At 56.6% G+C, this 14,802-nt stretch carries 15 protein-coding genes and 1 other RNA gene; 12 read left to right on the top strand and 4 right to left on the bottom strand.

The window, feature by feature from the left end:
• Positions 1–57: 57 nt before the first annotated feature.
• From fbaA to ACW9E7_RS16490, 4 genes are all read left to right on the top strand, one after another.
• A complete protein-coding gene (gene fbaA, locus ACW9E7_RS16505; protein WP_008499731.1) occupies positions 58–1,137 on the top strand; it encodes a class II fructose-bisphosphate aldolase in 1,080 nt (359 codons plus the stop codon).
• A 186-nt stretch (positions 1,138–1,323) separates the two neighbouring features.
• Positions 1,324–2,178: a small-conductance mechanosensitive channel MscS gene (locus ACW9E7_RS16500; protein ID WP_111963216.1), complete on the top strand. Its 855-nt coding sequence runs from the start codon at positions 1,324–1,326 to the stop codon at positions 2,176–2,178.
• A 145-nt stretch (positions 2,179–2,323) separates the two neighbouring features.
• Positions 2,324–2,959: an arginine exporter ArgO gene (gene argO / locus ACW9E7_RS16495; protein WP_136195098.1), complete on the top strand. Its 636-nt coding sequence runs from the start codon at positions 2,324–2,326 to the stop codon at positions 2,957–2,959.
• Positions 2,960–3,050: 91 nt separating this feature from the next.
• Positions 3,051–3,782, top strand: coding sequence for an oxidative stress defense protein (locus ACW9E7_RS16490; protein WP_008499728.1), 732 nt, complete (start codon positions 3,051–3,053; stop codon positions 3,780–3,782).
• Positions 3,783–3,825: 43 nt separating this feature from the next.
• On the opposite strand, the gene argP is transcribed toward ACW9E7_RS16490, so the two are convergent.
• Positions 3,826–4,719 (bottom strand): DNA-binding transcriptional regulator ArgP, encoded by an 894-nt coding sequence (gene argP / locus ACW9E7_RS16485; RefSeq protein WP_008499727.1) that lies wholly within the window; start codon positions 4,717–4,719, stop codon positions 3,826–3,828.
• Between the two features lie 127 nt (positions 4,720–4,846).
• Between argP and rpiA the strand changes: the two genes are divergently transcribed.
• Together rpiA and serA are read left to right on the top strand one after the other, a co-directional pair.
• Positions 4,847–5,506: a ribose-5-phosphate isomerase RpiA gene (gene rpiA / locus ACW9E7_RS16480; RefSeq protein WP_003860091.1), complete on the top strand. Its 660-nt coding sequence runs from the start codon at positions 4,847–4,849 to the stop codon at positions 5,504–5,506.
• A 266-nt stretch (positions 5,507–5,772) separates the two neighbouring features.
• A complete protein-coding gene (serA, locus tag ACW9E7_RS16475) occupies positions 5,773–7,005 on the top strand; it encodes a phosphoglycerate dehydrogenase (RefSeq protein ID WP_127732258.1) in 1,233 nt (410 codons plus the stop codon).
• A 96-nt stretch (positions 7,006–7,101) separates the two neighbouring features.
• Here serA and ACW9E7_RS16470 read toward each other — a convergent pair whose 3' ends face one another.
• The 3 genes from ACW9E7_RS16470 to zapA all read right to left on the bottom strand — a co-directional run bounded on the left by ACW9E7_RS16470 (position 7,102) and on the right by zapA (position 8,277).
• Complete coding sequence (locus tag ACW9E7_RS16470) at positions 7,102–7,698, bottom strand: 5-formyltetrahydrofolate cyclo-ligase (RefSeq protein ID WP_458728106.1); 597 nt, start codon at positions 7,696–7,698, stop codon at positions 7,102–7,104.
• A 24-nt stretch (positions 7,699–7,722) separates the two neighbouring features.
• Positions 7,723–7,906: non-coding RNA, 6S RNA (ssrS, locus tag ACW9E7_RS16465), on the bottom strand.
• 41 nt (positions 7,907–7,947) lie between these two features.
• Positions 7,948–8,277 (bottom strand): cell division protein ZapA, encoded by a 330-nt coding sequence (gene zapA, locus ACW9E7_RS16460; RefSeq protein ID WP_006811891.1) that lies wholly within the window; start codon positions 8,275–8,277, stop codon positions 7,948–7,950.
• A gap of 168 nt (positions 8,278–8,445) precedes the next feature.
• Between zapA and ACW9E7_RS16455 the strand changes: the two genes are divergently transcribed.
• The 6 genes from ACW9E7_RS16455 (at position 8,446) to gcvH (ending at position 14,786) form a co-directional block, all read left to right on the top strand.
• Positions 8,446–9,024: a YecA/YgfB family protein gene (locus ACW9E7_RS16455; RefSeq protein WP_029739212.1), complete on the top strand. Its 579-nt coding sequence runs from the start codon at positions 8,446–8,448 to the stop codon at positions 9,022–9,024.
• A gap of 31 nt (positions 9,025–9,055) precedes the next feature.
• Entirely contained in the window at positions 9,056–10,369 is a 1,314-nt protein-coding gene (pepP, locus tag ACW9E7_RS16450) for a Xaa-Pro aminopeptidase (RefSeq protein ID WP_136195215.1), read from the top strand.
• Positions 10,366–11,544 carry a 2-octaprenyl-6-methoxyphenyl hydroxylase gene (gene ubiH, locus ACW9E7_RS16445; RefSeq protein WP_458728105.1) on the top strand — a complete coding sequence of 393 codons (1,179 nt, stop codon included), beginning with the start codon at positions 10,366–10,368 and terminating at the stop codon, positions 11,542–11,544. Before pepP ends, ubiH begins: the two co-directional genes overlap by 4 nt.
• 12 nt (positions 11,545–11,556) lie before the next feature.
• Positions 11,557–12,759: an FAD-dependent 2-octaprenylphenol hydroxylase gene (gene ubiI, locus ACW9E7_RS16440; protein ID WP_458728104.1), complete on the top strand. Its 1,203-nt coding sequence runs from the start codon at positions 11,557–11,559 to the stop codon at positions 12,757–12,759.
• 519 nt (positions 12,760–13,278) lie between these two features.
• Positions 13,279–14,373, top strand: coding sequence for a glycine cleavage system aminomethyltransferase GcvT (gene gcvT / locus ACW9E7_RS16435; RefSeq protein WP_133295114.1), 1,095 nt, complete (start codon positions 13,279–13,281; stop codon positions 14,371–14,373).
• A gap of 23 nt (positions 14,374–14,396) precedes the next feature.
• Positions 14,397–14,786 carry a glycine cleavage system protein GcvH gene (gene gcvH / locus ACW9E7_RS16430; protein ID WP_008499718.1) on the top strand — a complete coding sequence of 130 codons (390 nt, stop codon included), beginning with the start codon at positions 14,397–14,399 and terminating at the stop codon, positions 14,784–14,786.
• The last annotated feature ends 16 nt before the right edge of the window (positions 14,787–14,802 follow it).

The raw sequence follows: 14,802 nt of genomic DNA, 5'->3' as shown, positions 1-14,802 counted from the left end.
GCGCGCTTTAAAGAGCTCGCACCTTTTCTAACGGCCGAAGATACAGGACTAAGCAACATGTCTAAAATTTTTGATTTCGTAAAACCTGGCGTTATCACTGGTGATGACGTACAGAAAGTGTTCCAGGTAGCTAAAGAAAACAACTTCGCTCTGCCAGCAGTTAACTGCGTGGGTACTGACTCCATCAACGCCGTACTGGAAACTGCTGCTAAAGTTAAAGCTCCAGTTATCGTTCAGTTCTCTAACGGCGGCGCTGCGTTCATCGCAGGTAAAGGCGTGAAAACTGACATTCCTCAGGGTGCTGCAATCCTGGGCGCTATCTCTGGTGCGCACCACGTTCACCAGATGGCTGAACACTATGGTGTTCCAGTTATCCTGCACACTGACCACTGCGCGAAGAAACTGCTGCCGTGGATCGACGGTCTGCTGGACGCGGGTGAAAAACACTTCGCGGCAACCGGTAAGCCACTGTTCTCTTCTCACATGATCGACCTGTCTGAAGAGTCACTGCACGAAAACATCGAAATCTGCTCTAAGTACCTGGCGCGCATGGCCAAAATGGACATGACCCTGGAAATCGAACTGGGCTGCACCGGTGGTGAAGAAGACGGCGTGGACAACAGCCACATGGACGCTTCTGCCCTGTACACCCAGCCAGAAGACGTTGATTACGCTTACACCGAGCTGAGCAAAATCAGCCCACGCTTCACTATTGCAGCGTCCTTCGGTAACGTACACGGCGTTTACAAACCAGGTAACGTGGTTCTGACCCCGACCATCCTGCGTGATTCTCAGGAATACGTGTCTAAGAAACACAACCTGCCGCACAACAGCCTGAACTTCGTCTTCCACGGCGGTTCCGGTTCTTCTGCTCAGGAAATCAAAGACTCCGTAAGCTACGGCGTTGTGAAAATGAACATCGATACCGATACCCAGTGGGCAACCTGGGACGGTATCCTGCAGTACTACAAAGCGAACGAAGCTTACCTGCAGGGCCAGCTGGGCAACCCGAAAGGCGAAGACCAGCCGAACAAGAAATACTACGATCCACGCGTATGGCTGCGCGCTGCTCAGACGTCCATGGTGACCCGTCTGGAGCAGGCTTTCAAAGAACTGAACGCGATCGACGTTCTGTAATTTGAGCAGCTAACAGCATCAGAAGGCCCGCAAATGCGGGCCTTTTTTTATGCTTTTTCAATACCCTGCCAGACCTGTTTTTGTGATCTGTTTGGCAAACCCGGCGCTTTTTGTTTACCCTTTACGAACCTGCCTGTCTCCATGGGGGATGGATTTTGTGTTTTGGTTTAACAAAAGGAAGAATAAATGGAACAACTCGATGTTGTAGACAGCATCAATAACGCCGGTAACTGGCTGGTACGCAACCAGGCGCTATTGCTGAGCTATGCCGTGAACATCGTCGCGGCGATTGCCATCATCATCGTCGGGATGATCGTGGCGCGTATCGTATCGAACGCGGTCAACCGCGTGATGCTGGCCCGTCACATTGACGCCACGGTGGCTGACTTCCTCTCCGCACTGGTGCGCTACGGCGTTATCGCCTTTACGCTGATTGCGGCGCTGGGCCGTGTGGGCGTGCAGACCGCCTCCGTCATCGCCGTTCTCGGTGCCGCCGGTCTGGCCATTGGTCTGGCGCTGCAGGGCTCGCTTTCAAACCTGGCGGCAGGCGTGCTGCTGGTCACCTTCCGTCCGTTCCGCTCCGGCGAATACGTTGACCTGGGCGGCATTGCCGGAACCGTGCTGCAGGTGCAGATTTTCTCAACCACTATGCGTACCGTTGATGGCCGCATTGTGGTCGTGCCGAACGGGAAAATCATTGCAGGCAACATTATTAACTTCTCCCGTGAACCGGTGCGTCGTAACGAACTGATTATCAGCGTGGCGTATGACTCCGATATCGATCAGGTGAAGTCGCTGATTACTAATATCATTGCTTCAGACGATCGCATTCTGAAAGACAAAGAGCAGACGGTTCGCCTGAACGAACTGGGTGCTTCCTCCATTAACTTTGTGGTGCGCATCTGGAGCAAAAGCAGCGATCTGCAAAACGTGTACTGGGACGTGCTGGAACGCATTAAGCGCGACTTCGATGCCAACGGCATCAGCTTCCCGTACCCGCAGATGGACGTAAACGTCAAAAAAGTTAAAGAAGCAGAATAACGTCACCCGTAGGCCCGGTAAGTGCTCGCGCCACCGGGCTTTGCTTTCATAAGCTCCGCTAATACCCAATTAATATTATCCATTTCCTCTAATGTGATTCGCGCAGTATAGTCAGCCTCCAGAACAACACTGCGAGAAAATCGTCATGCTATCTTATTATTTTCAAGGGCTTGCCTTAGGTGCGGCCATGATCCTTCCGCTCGGCCCGCAAAATGCATTCGTGATGAATCAGGGCATCCGCCGTCAGTACCATCTGATGATTGCCCTGCTGTGCGCGGTAAGTGATTTACTGCTGATCTGCGCCGGGATTTTTGGCGGTAGCGCGCTTCTGATGCAGTCTCCGTGGCTGCTGGCGCTGGTTACCTGGGGCGGCGTGGCGTTTCTGCTCTGGTACGGATTCGGCGCCCTGAAAACGGCGATGAGCAGCAACCTCGAGCTGGCGAGCGCGGAGGTCATGAAGCAGGGCCGCTGGAAGATTATCGTCACCATGCTGGCGGTCACCTGGCTAAACCCTCATGTCTATCTCGACACCTTTGTGGTGCTGGGCAGCCTGGGCGGACAGCTGGACGTTGAGCCAAAGCGCTGGTTTGCGCTCGGTACGATCAGCGCCTCTTTCCTGTGGTTCTTCGGTCTCGCCATTCTGGCGGCATGGCTGGCGCCCCGCCTGCGTACGGCCAAAGCCCAGCGCATCATTAATACCCTGGTCGGCCTGGTGATGTGGTTTATCGCTTTCCAACTGGCGAAAGAGGGGATTCATCATGTCCAGGAATTGTTCAACTAATCCTTGTCTTATGGACAACTGAACAAGACCCGCTAAGCTTGCTGGCATGCGCCCTGTTAATGGGCACTCTTCGCAACATGGAGGAATGACAGTGAAGTTTAAAGTGATGGCCCTGGCGGCATTAGTAAGTTTCGGTGCGGTGTCGGTGCAGGCAAGTGAACTGCCGGATGGCCCGCACATCGTCACTTCAGGCACCGCAAGCGTGGACGCGGTACCCGATGTTGCAACCCTGGCAATTGAGGTGAATGTGGCGGCGAAAGATGCGGCGACGGCTAAGAAGCAGGCTGACGATCGCGTTGCGCAATATCTCTCTTTCCTCGAGCAGAACGGTGTCGGTAAAAAAGATATCAACTCTGCGAACCTGCGTACTCAACCCGATTATGACTATCAGAATGGCAAAAGCATCCTGAAGGGCTACCGCGCCGTGCGTACCGTCGAAGTGACCGTGCGTCAGCTGGATAAGCTTAACTCGCTGCTGGACGGTGCGTTAAAGGCAGGTCTGAACGAAATTCGTTCCGTGTCGCTGGGCGTTGCGCAACCGGAAAAATATAAAGACGAAGCGCGTAAAGCGGCTATTGATGATGCCATTCACCAGGCGGAACAGCTGGCTTCTGGCTTTAAGAGCAAGCTCGGCCCGGTTTATAGCGTGCGTTACCACGTCTCTAACTACCAGCCAAGCCCGATGGTTCGTATGATGAAGGCTGATGCAGCGCCGGTATCCGCTCAGGAAACTTACGAGCAGCCAACCATTCAGTTCGACGATCAGGTAGATGTGGTGTTCCAGCTGGAACCAGTTGCAGCACAGCCGAAACCTGCTCAGTAATCTGTAGGCCGGGTAAGGCGTAGCCTCCACCCGGCTTTTCTTTTTAATCCTGTCTCAACACCTTATGCCCGTATGCCAGCAGCGCGTCGGTGACGTTGCGCATCATACGGCTTTCCGGCGCAAAACGGTGCCAGTAGAGCATCCGGCGCTGATACAGCCCCGGCGTCAGGTCAATCAGCTCACCGCTTTTCAACTCTTTCTCAATCTGCAGGTGTGGGATCATGCAGCAGGTGGTGCCCTGGCGCGCAAGCTGCACGAAGGCTTCAGACGAGTTGACGATATGGCACGGCACGCTGCCAGGCGGCAGATCGAAGTTTTGCTGCAGGAACGCCTGATGCATATCGTCCAGATGGTCGAACGCCACGGCAGGGGCTTTCAGCAGCGCGGCGCGGGTGACGCCGTTGGGGAAGTAGCGCTCGGCAAAGGCTTTTGACCCCACAAACAGGTAGTCCAGTGCGCCCAGCTGATCGACAAGACAGCTTGGCAGCGCCTGAGGCTGAATACTGACGGCCCCAACCACTTCACCGCGACGCAGGCGCTCCTGGGTTCGGGTTTCATCTTCAACCTGTAAGTTCAGGCGAATAGGGGAATCTGCTAATACCGGCGCAAGAGCCGGCAGCAGCCAGGTTGCCAGACTGTCGGCGTTGACCGCCAGAGAGAGCAGCAGCGGCGTAGAGCCCGTTTGTTCGTCACCCAGCCACTCGTCTTCCAGCAGTTCAACCTGGCGCAGCAGGGCGAGGAGTTTTTGCCCTTGCTCGGTTGGACGTGGCGGCACGGTACGCACCAGCAGCGGCTGGCCGAACATGTTTTCAAGCTGTTTTATACGCTGTGATACGGCGGACTGGGTGATGCAAAGCTTTTGCGCCGCGCGCTCAAAACCGCGTTCACGAATAACTGCATCAAGTGCCTGTAGTGTTCTGTAGTCCGGACGTTTCATTGCTCTGGCTGGCTCCTTAATTTTGCTTATTCTGCACTATGACACAATTTTCCCTTTGTGGCAGACGAATTCCATTCGACGTGTTCTATAATGCGCCCTGAGTTTTCACACCACAGGCAAAACGATCATGACGCAGGATGAACTGAAAAAAGCAGTAGGATGGGCCGCTCTCCAGTACGTACAGCCGGGTACCATTGTTGGTGTCGGTACGGGATCAACCGCGGCACACTTTATCGATGCGCTGGGCACGATGAAGGGGCAAATCGAGGGCGCGGTTTCCAGCTCTGATGCTTCCACGGAAAAGCTGAAAAGCCTCGGCATTACCGTTTTCGATCTCAACGAAGTGGATCGTCTGGGGATTTACGTTGACGGCGCGGATGAAATCAACGGCCACATGCAGATGATCAAAGGCGGCGGCGCGGCGCTGACGCGCGAAAAAATCATCGCCTCCGTTGCGGACAAGTTTATCTGCATTGCGGACGCCTCCAAGCAGGTCGACATTCTGGGTAATTTCCCGCTGCCGGTCGAAGTGATCCCAATGGCCCGTAGCGCGGTTGCCCGTCAGCTGGTGAAGCTTGGCGGTCGTCCGGAATACCGTCAGGGTGTAGTCACCGATAACGGTAACGTGATCCTCGACGTTCACGGTCTGGAAATTCTTGATGCGATTGCGCTGGAAAATGCCATCAACGGCATTCCGGGCGTAGTGACCGTAGGGCTATTCGCCAACCGTGGCGCGGATGTGGCGCTGATTGGCACCGCTGACGGCGTGAAAACCATCGTAAAATGATCTGATGGGGGGAGTCCTCCCCCCGCTAAAAAATTTTTGAAAAGCTAAATTCGGTGACTTGTGTCACGTTTTTACGCCTCTTTTGCCGATCCTTCCGCGTTTGTAAATTTCCATAGCATTTTCCTCTGACATTTTGCTCTGTATGACTTTTCTTCAGAGTGCCGACGCAAACGTTCATATTGCTGCAATAGTTTTTTTTGATATGTTGGCTACGGCGGATTCATATCCAGCACAACATCAGTTCAGACAAAAACAGGGTCGGGTAAATGGCAAAGGTATCACTGGAGAAAGACAAGATTAAATTCCTGCTGGTCGAGGGCGTACATCAAAAAGCAATCGATAGCCTTCGTGCGGCAGGTTACACCAACATCGAATTTCACAAAGGCGCGCTCGATACCGAAGAGCTGAAAGCGTCCATCCGTGATGCCCACTTCATTGGCCTGCGATCCCGTACTCACCTGACTGAAGAGGTTATTGCCGCGGCGGAAAAGCTGGTGGCTATCGGCTGCTTCTGCATTGGTACCAACCAGGTTGACCTGAATGCTGCAGCGAAACGCGGTATTCCCGTCTTCAATGCCCCGTTCTCTAACACCCGTTCCGTGGCGGAGCTGGTGATTGGCGAACTGCTGCTTCTGCTGCGCGGCATTCCTGAAGCTAACGCCAAGGCGCACCGCGGCGTGTGGAACAAACTGGCGTCTGGCTCATATGAAGCGCGTGGTAAAAAGCTGGGGATTATCGGCTATGGCCACATCGGTACCCAACTGGGGATTCTGGCGGAATCTCTCGGTATGCATGTCTATTTTTACGATATCGAAAGCAAGCTGCCGCTGGGCAATGCCACCCAGGTTCAACACCTGTCTGACCTGCTGAACATGAGTGACGTGGTGAGCCTGCACGTGCCGGAAAATGCGTCCACCAAAAACATGATGGGCGCGGAAGAGCTGGCGCTGATGAAGCCGGGCTCACTGCTGATTAACGCCGCGCGCGGCACGGTTGTCGATATCCCTGCGCTGTGCGATGCGCTGAAGCGTAAGCACCTGGCGGGCGCCGCCATCGACGTCTTCCCGACGGAGCCTGCGACCAACAGCGATCCGTTTACCTCTCCGCTGTGCGAGTTCGACAACGTGATCCTGACGCCTCACATTGGCGGTTCCACCCAGGAAGCGCAGGAGAACATCGGTCTGGAAGTGGCGGGTAAACTGAGCAAATACTCCGACAACGGTTCTACGCTCTCTGCCGTGAACTTCCCGGAAGTGTCTCTGCCGCTGCACGGTGGTCGTCGTCTGCTGCACATCCACGAAAACCGTCCAGGCGTGCTGACCGCGATCAACCAGATCTTTGCCGAGCAGGGCGTCAACATTGCCGCGCAGTATCTGCAGACGAACTCGCAGATGGGCTACGTGGTTATTGATATCGAAGCGGATGATGATGTGGCCGAGAAAGCGCTGCTGAGCATGAAGGCCATCCCGGGGACGATTCGCGCGCGTCTGCTGTACTGATAGTGCGGTTTGTGGTGTCGGGTGGCGGCTGCGCCTTACCCGACCTACTCTGAGCATTTGTAGGCCGGGTAAGCGTAAGCGCCACCCGGCTTTATTCTACCAGACCCAGATTTTGCTGGGCGTCACCACCGCCGGCAACGGCACATCCCATTTCTCCACCGGTAACGCCTCCACGCCCTGACAATCATGCGCATAGCCCACCGGCTGCAACCCGTACTGCTGCCAGTTTTGCAGCGTCCGGTCATAAAAACCGCCGCCCATCCCTAAACGCTGGCCCTGTTCATCAAACGCCACCAGCGGCGTGATCAGTACATCCAGCTGTGACAGCGGCAGCACGTCGCGCACGTCGAGTTTCGGTTCGGTGATTTTCAGGCGATTCACCACCAGCTCGCTGTGCGGATGGTAGTGCAGAAACAGCAGATTCCCCTCGCTAAACGGGTGCAGCACCGGCAGATAGACCTTCTTCCCGACGCGCCAGAGTTGCTCTATCAGCGGTTGGGTGTCCAGCTCGCCGTCAAACGACAGAAACAGCGCAACGGTATGCGCCATCAGGACAGGGGGATACGCCATCATACGGGCGGCGGCCTGCTGGGCAAAATGCGCTTGCTGATCGGAGGTTAACGCACGGCGGCGCTGACGAATTAGCTGACGGATGTCCTGGCGTGAAGCAGAAACTTCAGGGAATTGAGTCATGGTAGTCGGTAGAAGAAAAGAGAGGGAATCTCCGAGATGCCGCCGCAGGCTGTAACCCTTGAACCCTTGGTTCAAGGTGAATGTGTCGTCATAGTTTTAAGGCTTCTCGGACGGACCGAGCATGCTCACCAACCATGGAGCGCCACATTCTTGTGGTATGAAATATCGGCTCAGGGGACTGGCCCGCTTGCGAACATCTCAGAGAAATTTTGTCTTCACAGTTACTCTACCATAGTCAACTGAGAAGTGTTATTCAAACTTGGGTCCCGGTCTTTCGGGATTGCGACCTTGATCAAGCAATGCCTGTTCTATGGTCTGCTGGAGCATTTTAATGCGCTGCTCCATGCTTGCCGCGTAGTCGCGGGTCTTCGCTTTTTCCTGAGTCAGTTCATAGCTGATGTTCAACGCGGCGATGAAAACCAGCTGCTCAGTATTTGTGACTCTAGTGCGTTCTTTTAGATCTTGCAACCGCTGATTCAAATCGTCCGCAGCCTGATTCAAAGCATCCCTTTGTTCAGGCGGACAATTCACTCGCAGTGAACGGCCAAAAATCTGGAGATCGACGGGTTGTGCAGACATGCCACCTTCCTGCTGATTGACTGCGCTGCCTTCGCTTACGGCCCCGGGGGCTGCGAAGGGGCGACACTATAGCTACCCTGATGTGAAGATACAAGCCCTTTTCTGGTATCACCAGGGTCCAAAGTGGTAGCATATCATGAAACTTCCCCCCTTTGACGACGAATGCTCATGTCTATACAGAACGAAATGCCTGGTTACAAGGATTTAAACCAGTTACTGAACCAGCAGGGAGTCGGTTTAACCCCTGCCGAAATGCACGGTCTGATCAGTGGCATGCTGTGCGGCGGAAACAGCGACAGCTCATGGCAGCCGCTGATCCACGACCTCACGAATGAAGGGCTGGCGTTTGGTCACGAGCTGGCGGAAGCGCTGCGTAAAATGCACGCCGCCACCAGCGATTCTCTGGAAGACGATGGCTTCCTTTTTCAGCTTTATCTGCCTGAAGGCGACGACGTTAGCGTGTTCGATCGCGCCGATGCGCTGGCCGGCTGGGTAAACCACTATCTGCTGGGGCTGGGCGTGACGCAGCCTAAACTGGATAAAGTGACCGGCGAAGCGGGTGAGGCGATCGACGATCTGCGTAATATCGCTCAGCTCGGCTACGATGAAGACGAAGACCAGGAAGAGCTGGAAATGTCTCTCGAAGAGATCATCGAGTACGTGCGCGTGGCGGCACTGCTGTGCCACGACAACTTTACGCGCTCACAGCCGACCGCGCCGGAAGTCCGCAAGCCAACCTTACATTAAGAAAAATAACGCACAGGAGGGTGTCATGGTTATCTCGAGTCAAGAGTATTCGCGCCGCCGTCAGGCGCTGCTGGCGAAAATGCAGCCGGGCAGCGCTGCGCTAATTTTTGCTGCGCCCGAAGTGACGCGCAGCGCCGACAGCGAATATCCCTATCGCCAGAGCAGCGATTTCTGGTACTTCACCGGCTTTAACGAGCCGGAAGCGGTGCTGGTGCTGATTAAGAGCAATGACACCCACAACCACAGCGTGATTTTCAACCGCGTACGTGACTTAACTGCTGAAATATGGTTTGGCCGCCGCCTGGGGCAAGAGGCCGCACCGGCGAAGCTGGGCGTTGACCGCGCGCTGGCGTTTAGCGAAATCAACCAGCAGCTCTATCAGCTGCTTAACGGCCTCGACGTGCTCTATCACGCGCAGGGCGAATATGCGTACGCAGATGAGATTGTTTTCACCGCGCTGGATAAGCTGCGCAAAGGCTCGCGCCAGAACCTGTCCGCACCGGCCACGCTGACGGACTGGCGTCCGGTGGTGCATGAGATGCGCCTGTTCAAGTCTGAAGAGGAGCTTAACGTGATGCGCCGTGCGGGTGAAATCAGCGCCCTGGCGCACACCCGCGCGATGGAGAAATGCCGTCCCGGGATGTTCGAATACCAGCTGGAAGGCGAAATTCACCACGAATTTAACCGCCACGGCGCGCGCTATCCCTCTTACAACACCATTGTCGGCGGCGGGGAAAACGGCTGCATTCTGCACTACACCGAGAACGAAAGCGCGCTGCGCGACGGCGATCTGGTGCTGATTGACGCCGGTTGCGAATATCAGGGCTATGCGGGGGACATCACCCGTACCTTCCCGGTGAACGGTAAGTTCTCACCGGCACAGCGCGCCATTTACGACATCGTTCTCGAGTCTCTTGAGACGGCGCTCAGGCTGTATCGTCCCGGTACCTCCATGCAGGAAGTGACCGGCGAAGTGGTGCGCATCATGATTACCGGTCTGGTCAGGCTCGGGATCCTGAAAGGGGATGTAGACACCCTGATTGCTGAAAACGCGCATCGACCGTATTTCATGCACGGCCTGAGCCACTGGCTGGGGCTGGACGTGCATGACGTTGGCGCGTACGGCACCGACCGTTCGCGCGTGCTGGAGCCGGGCATGGTGTTAACCGTGGAGCCGGGCCTGTATATCGCGCCGGATGCCGACGTGCCTGAAGAGTACCGCGGGATTGGCATTCGTATTGAAGATGACATCGTGATTACCGAAACCGGTAACGAAAACCTGACCGCCAGCGTCGTGAAAAACGCTGACGATATCGAGGCGCTGATGGCAGCGGCACGCGCATGAGCGTGATTATCGTTGGCGGCGGCATGACCGGGGCCACGCTGGCGCTGGCCATTTCGCATTTGACGCAGGGCCAGCTTCCGGTGCACCTGGTGGAAGCTGTTGCGCCAGAGGCGTCAAACCACCCCGGTTTTGATGCGCGCGCCATTGCGCTGGCGCAGGGCACCTGCCAGCAGCTTTCGCGCATTGGTATCTGGCAGGCGATAGCCGACCGCGCCACGGCGATCGGTACCGTGCACGTCAGCGATCGCGGCCATGCTGGCTTTGTCACGCTGGACGCGCAGGACTACCGGATTGATGCCCTGGGTCAGGTCGTTGAGCTGCACGACGTCGGATTGGGACTGTTCCGCCTGCTCCAGGACGCGCCGGGCGTCACGCTGCATTGTCCGGCGCGCGTGGCCAGCGTGAGCCGTAGTGAGGCGTCGGTTAGCGTGACGCTGGAAAACGGCACCGTTCTTGAAGGCCAGCTTCTGGTCGCCGCGGACGGTTCGCGCTCGTCGCTCGGCAGCCAGTGTGGCGTGGAGTGGCGCCAGCAGCCTTACGGGCAGGTGGCGGTCATTGCGAACGTCTCTACCGCAGCTGAACACCACGGCAGGGCGTTTGAACGCTTTACGCAGCATGGTCCGCTGGCGATGCTGCCGATGTCGGACGGGCGCTGTTCCCTGGTGTGGTGTCATCCTCAGGATAAGGCGGAAGAGGTTAAGGGCTGGTCCGACGAACGTTTTTGTACCGAGCTGCAGAAAGCCTTTGGCTGGCGGCTGGGGCGTATTACCCACGCAGGCAAGCGGACGGTCTACCCGCTTTCGCTGACCACGGCGTCTCAGTCTGTCTCCCATCGTCTGGCGCTTGTCGGTAATGCCGCACAGACGCTGCACCCCATCGCGGGGCAAGGCTTTAACCTGGGCTTACGCGACGTCATGAGCCTGGCCGAATCACTGGCGCAGGCATGGGGCGAGCAAAAAGACTGCGGGGCGTATTCGGTGCTGAGTCATTACCAGAAGCGCCGTCAGGCGGATAAAGAGGCGACAATCGGCGTTACCGACGGCTTAGTCCATCTCTTTGCCAATCGCTGGGCACCGCTGGTTGCGGGCCGCAACCTCGGGCTGATGGCGATGGAACTATTCATTCCGGCACGTGACGTGCTGGCGCAGCGGACCCTGGGTTGGGTCGCGCGTTAAGGAGTTATCATCGTGCAAAATGTTGATGTCGCCATCGTTGGCGGCGGAATGGTCGGACTGGCATTGGCCTGTGGATTACAGGGCAGCGGCCTGCGCGTGGCGGTGCTGGAGCAAAAGCAGCCTCAGCCCGTTGCCCCGGATGCCCCGCCGGAACTCCGCGTCTCGGCGATCAATGCTGCCAGTGAAAAATTGCTGACGCATCTTGGCGTCTGGTCAGATATTGTGGCGCACCGAGCCAGCTGCTATCACGGCATGGAAGTGTGGGATAAGGACAGCTTTGGTCATATTGCTTTTGATGATGAAAGCATGGGCTATAGCCATCTGGGGCACATCGTTGAAAACGCGGTGATCCACCACGCGCTGTGGCAGAAAGCACAGCATTGCAGCGACGTGACGCTGATTGCGCCTGCGCAGATCCAGCAGGTGGCATGGGGCGAAAACGAGGCGTTTATCACCCTGCAGAGCGGCGACATGCTGACCGCGCGTCTGGTGGTCGGTGCTGACGGCGCCAACTCCTGGCTGCGGAATAAAGCCGACATCCCGCTGACCTTCTGGGACTATCGTCATCACGCGCTGGTCGCGACGATCCGTACCGAAGAGCCGCACGGCGGCGTGGCGCGCCAGATTTTCCACAACGACGGCATTCTGGCGTTCCTGCCGCTTGCCGATCCGCACCTGTGCTCGATTGTCTGGTCCCTGGTGCCGGAAAAAGCCCAGCAGATGCATGAGGCGACGCCGGAGGCCTTTAACCAGGCGCTGTGCGTGGCCTTTGATAACCGCCTTGGCCTGTGCACGCTTGAAAGCGAGCGTCAGGTATTCCCGTTAACCGGCCGCTACGCGCGCCAGTTTGCGGCGCACCGTCTGGCGCTGGTGGGGGATGCGGCGCATACCATTCATCCCCTGGCCGGACAGGGCGTTAACCTCGGCTTTATGGACGCGGCGGAGCTGGTAGAAGAGCTGCGTCGCCTGCATCGCGAAGGGAAGGACATCGGGCAGCATCTCTATCTGCGCCGCTACGAGCGCAGCCGCAAGCACAGCGCGGCGATGATGCTGGCGGGCATGCAGGGCTTCCGCGAGCTGTTTGCCGGGGCGAATCCGGCAAAAAAACTGCTGCGCGACATTGGCCTCAAGCTTGCTGACACCCTTCCGGGCGTTAAGCCCCAACTCCTTCGTCAGGCGATGGGTCTTAACGACCTGCCGGACTGGCTACGTTAAAATACACGTCATCCTTCAAGCTGCCTCTGCGTTGGCCGCGTCTGCTCACCCCAGTCACTTACTTGTGTAAGCTCCTGGGGACTCTCAGACTTGCCGCCTTGATGCAACTTGAATGATTTTGTGTATTGACCCCTGTCACACTTTCTTTTCCCGGCCTCTGGCCGGGGAAATTCCCTCGTTTGAAATATTCTAATTTCACGTCATTTTTCGCATTAGATAATCTAATGTCGCGTTTTTCTCGTTACGGAAATTAGGCCCGATTTTCCGCACGAAATATCACCATGTGCTAAATCATGTTAGATCATTGTTAATTTTGTGCGGGGTTAATCGCATTTTTCCAGTGAATAACTCTGTAGGCTTTTTAGCGTTTTTTGGTCATAAGCTAATGTGATGACCCATTTTGCCTTATGGTTAACCGCCGGTTTCGGTGGTAAGTTCAGGTAAAAGAGAACGTTTGCGTCGGTGCCCGAACGCGGGGCCGATACCGGGTTTCACGGTGAATTTTTCAACGAGGACAAGATGGCTCAACAGACTCCTTTGTACGAACAACACGTGTTATGCGGCGCCCGCATGGTGGACTTCCATGGCTGGATGATGCCGCTGCACTACGGCTCTCAGATTGATGAGCACCACGCGGTGCGCACCGATGCCGGTATGTTCGACGTGTCCCATATGACGATTGTCGATCTGCGCGGTAGCCGCACCCGGGAGTTTTTGCGTTATCTGCTGGCAAACGACGTCGCCAAACTGAAGACGCCGGGCAAAGCGCTCTATACCGGCATGCTGAATGCCTCGGGCGGCGTGATTGATGACCTTATCGTTTATTACTTCACTGAAGATTTCTTCCGCCTCGTTGTAAACTCCGCCACCCGCGAAAAAGACCTCTCCTGGATCACCCAACACGCCGAACCTTATGCCATCGACATCACCGTCCGTGACGATCTGTCGCTGATCGCCGTGCAGGGACCAAACGCGCAGGCGAAAGCCGCCTCTCTGTTTAACGACGAGCAGCGCAAAGCAACCGAAGGCATGAAGCCGTTCTTCGGCGTGCAGGCGGGCGATCTGTTTATCGCCACCACCGGCTACACCGGTGAAGCCGGCTACGAAATTGCGATGCCGAACGAGAAGGCCGCTGATTTCTGGCGTGCGCTGGTGGAAGCGGGCGTGAAGCCTGCGGGTCTGGGCGCGCGCGATACGCTGCGTCTGGAAGCGGGAATGAACCTTTACGGTCAGGAGATGGATGAAGGCGTCTCTCCGCTGGCCGCCAACATGGGCTGGACCATCGCGTGGGAACCGGCTGACCGTGAGTTTATTGGCCGTGAAGCGCTGGAGATGCAGCGCGAGAAGGGCACCGAACAGCTGGTGGGACTGGTGATGAAGGAAAAAGGCGTGCTGCGCGGCGAGCTGCCGGTGCGCTTTACCGATGCTGACGGCAATCATCGCGAAGGCGTGATCACCAGCGGAACCTTCTCACCGACGCTGGGCTACAGTATTGCACTGGCACGCGTGCCGGCGGGCATTGGCGAAACGGCGGTGGTGCAAATCCGCAACCGCGAAATGCCGGTCAACGTGACCAAACCGATTTTTGTTCGCGCCGGTAAGCCGGTCGCCTAATCATTTTTATCAGGAGAACTTCAATGAGCAATGTGCCAGCAGAACTGAAATACAGCAAAGAACACGAGTGGCTGCGCAAAGAGGCGGACGGCACTTACACCGTAGGGATCACCGAGCACGCGCAAGAGCTGCTGGGCGACATGGTGTTTGTTGACCTGCCTGACGTGGGCACGACCGTTAGCGCGGGCGACGACTGCGCCGTAGCAGAGTCCGTAAAAGCAGCATCTGACATCTATGCCCCTGTAAGCGGTGAGATTGTCGCCGTCAACGATGCGCTGAGCGATTCGCCGGAGCTGGTCAACAGCGAGCCTTATGAAGGCGGCTGGATCTTCAAGATCAAAGCCAGCGACGAATCCCAGGTTGCCGCGCTGCTGGATGCGACCGCGTACGAAGCACTGTTAGAAGACGAGTAAGCCATTATCCCTCTCC

The organism is Enterobacter sp. H2G27 (assembly GCF_054403075.1).
The sequence above is the reverse complement of the archived record's forward strand: the minus strand, read 5'-3'. Positions and strand labels throughout refer to the sequence as shown.

Bases quoted from the DNA above. Each gene is read 5' to 3' on its own strand.
- fbaA (WP_008499731.1), top strand. From the start codon at position 58: ATGTCTAAAATTTTTGATTTCGTAAAACCTGGCGTTATCACTGGTGAT.
- ACW9E7_RS16500 (WP_111963216.1), top strand. From the start codon at position 1,324: ATGGAACAACTCGATGTTGTAGACAGCATCAATAACGCCGGTAACTGG.
- argO (WP_136195098.1), top strand. From the start codon at position 2,324: ATGCTATCTTATTATTTTCAAGGGCTTGCCTTAGGTGCGGCCATGATC.
- argP (WP_008499727.1), bottom strand. From the start codon at position 4,719: ATGAAACGTCCGGACTACAGAACACTACAGGCACTTGATGCAGTTATT.
- rpiA (WP_003860091.1), top strand. From the start codon at position 4,847: ATGACGCAGGATGAACTGAAAAAAGCAGTAGGATGGGCCGCTCTCCAG.
- serA (WP_127732258.1), top strand. From the start codon at position 5,773: ATGGCAAAGGTATCACTGGAGAAAGACAAGATTAAATTCCTGCTGGTC.
- ACW9E7_RS16470 (WP_458728106.1), bottom strand. From the start codon at position 7,698: ATGACTCAATTCCCTGAAGTTTCTGCTTCACGCCAGGACATCCGTCAG.
- zapA (WP_006811891.1), bottom strand. From the start codon at position 8,277: ATGTCTGCACAACCCGTCGATCTCCAGATTTTTGGCCGTTCACTGCGA.
- ACW9E7_RS16455 (WP_029739212.1), top strand. From the start codon at position 8,446: ATGTCTATACAGAACGAAATGCCTGGTTACAAGGATTTAAACCAGTTA.
- ubiH (WP_458728105.1), top strand. From the start codon at position 10,366: ATGAGCGTGATTATCGTTGGCGGCGGCATGACCGGGGCCACGCTGGCG.
- gcvT (WP_133295114.1), top strand. From the start codon at position 13,279: ATGGCTCAACAGACTCCTTTGTACGAACAACACGTGTTATGCGGCGCC.
- gcvH (WP_008499718.1), top strand. From the start codon at position 14,397: ATGAGCAATGTGCCAGCAGAACTGAAATACAGCAAAGAACACGAGTGG.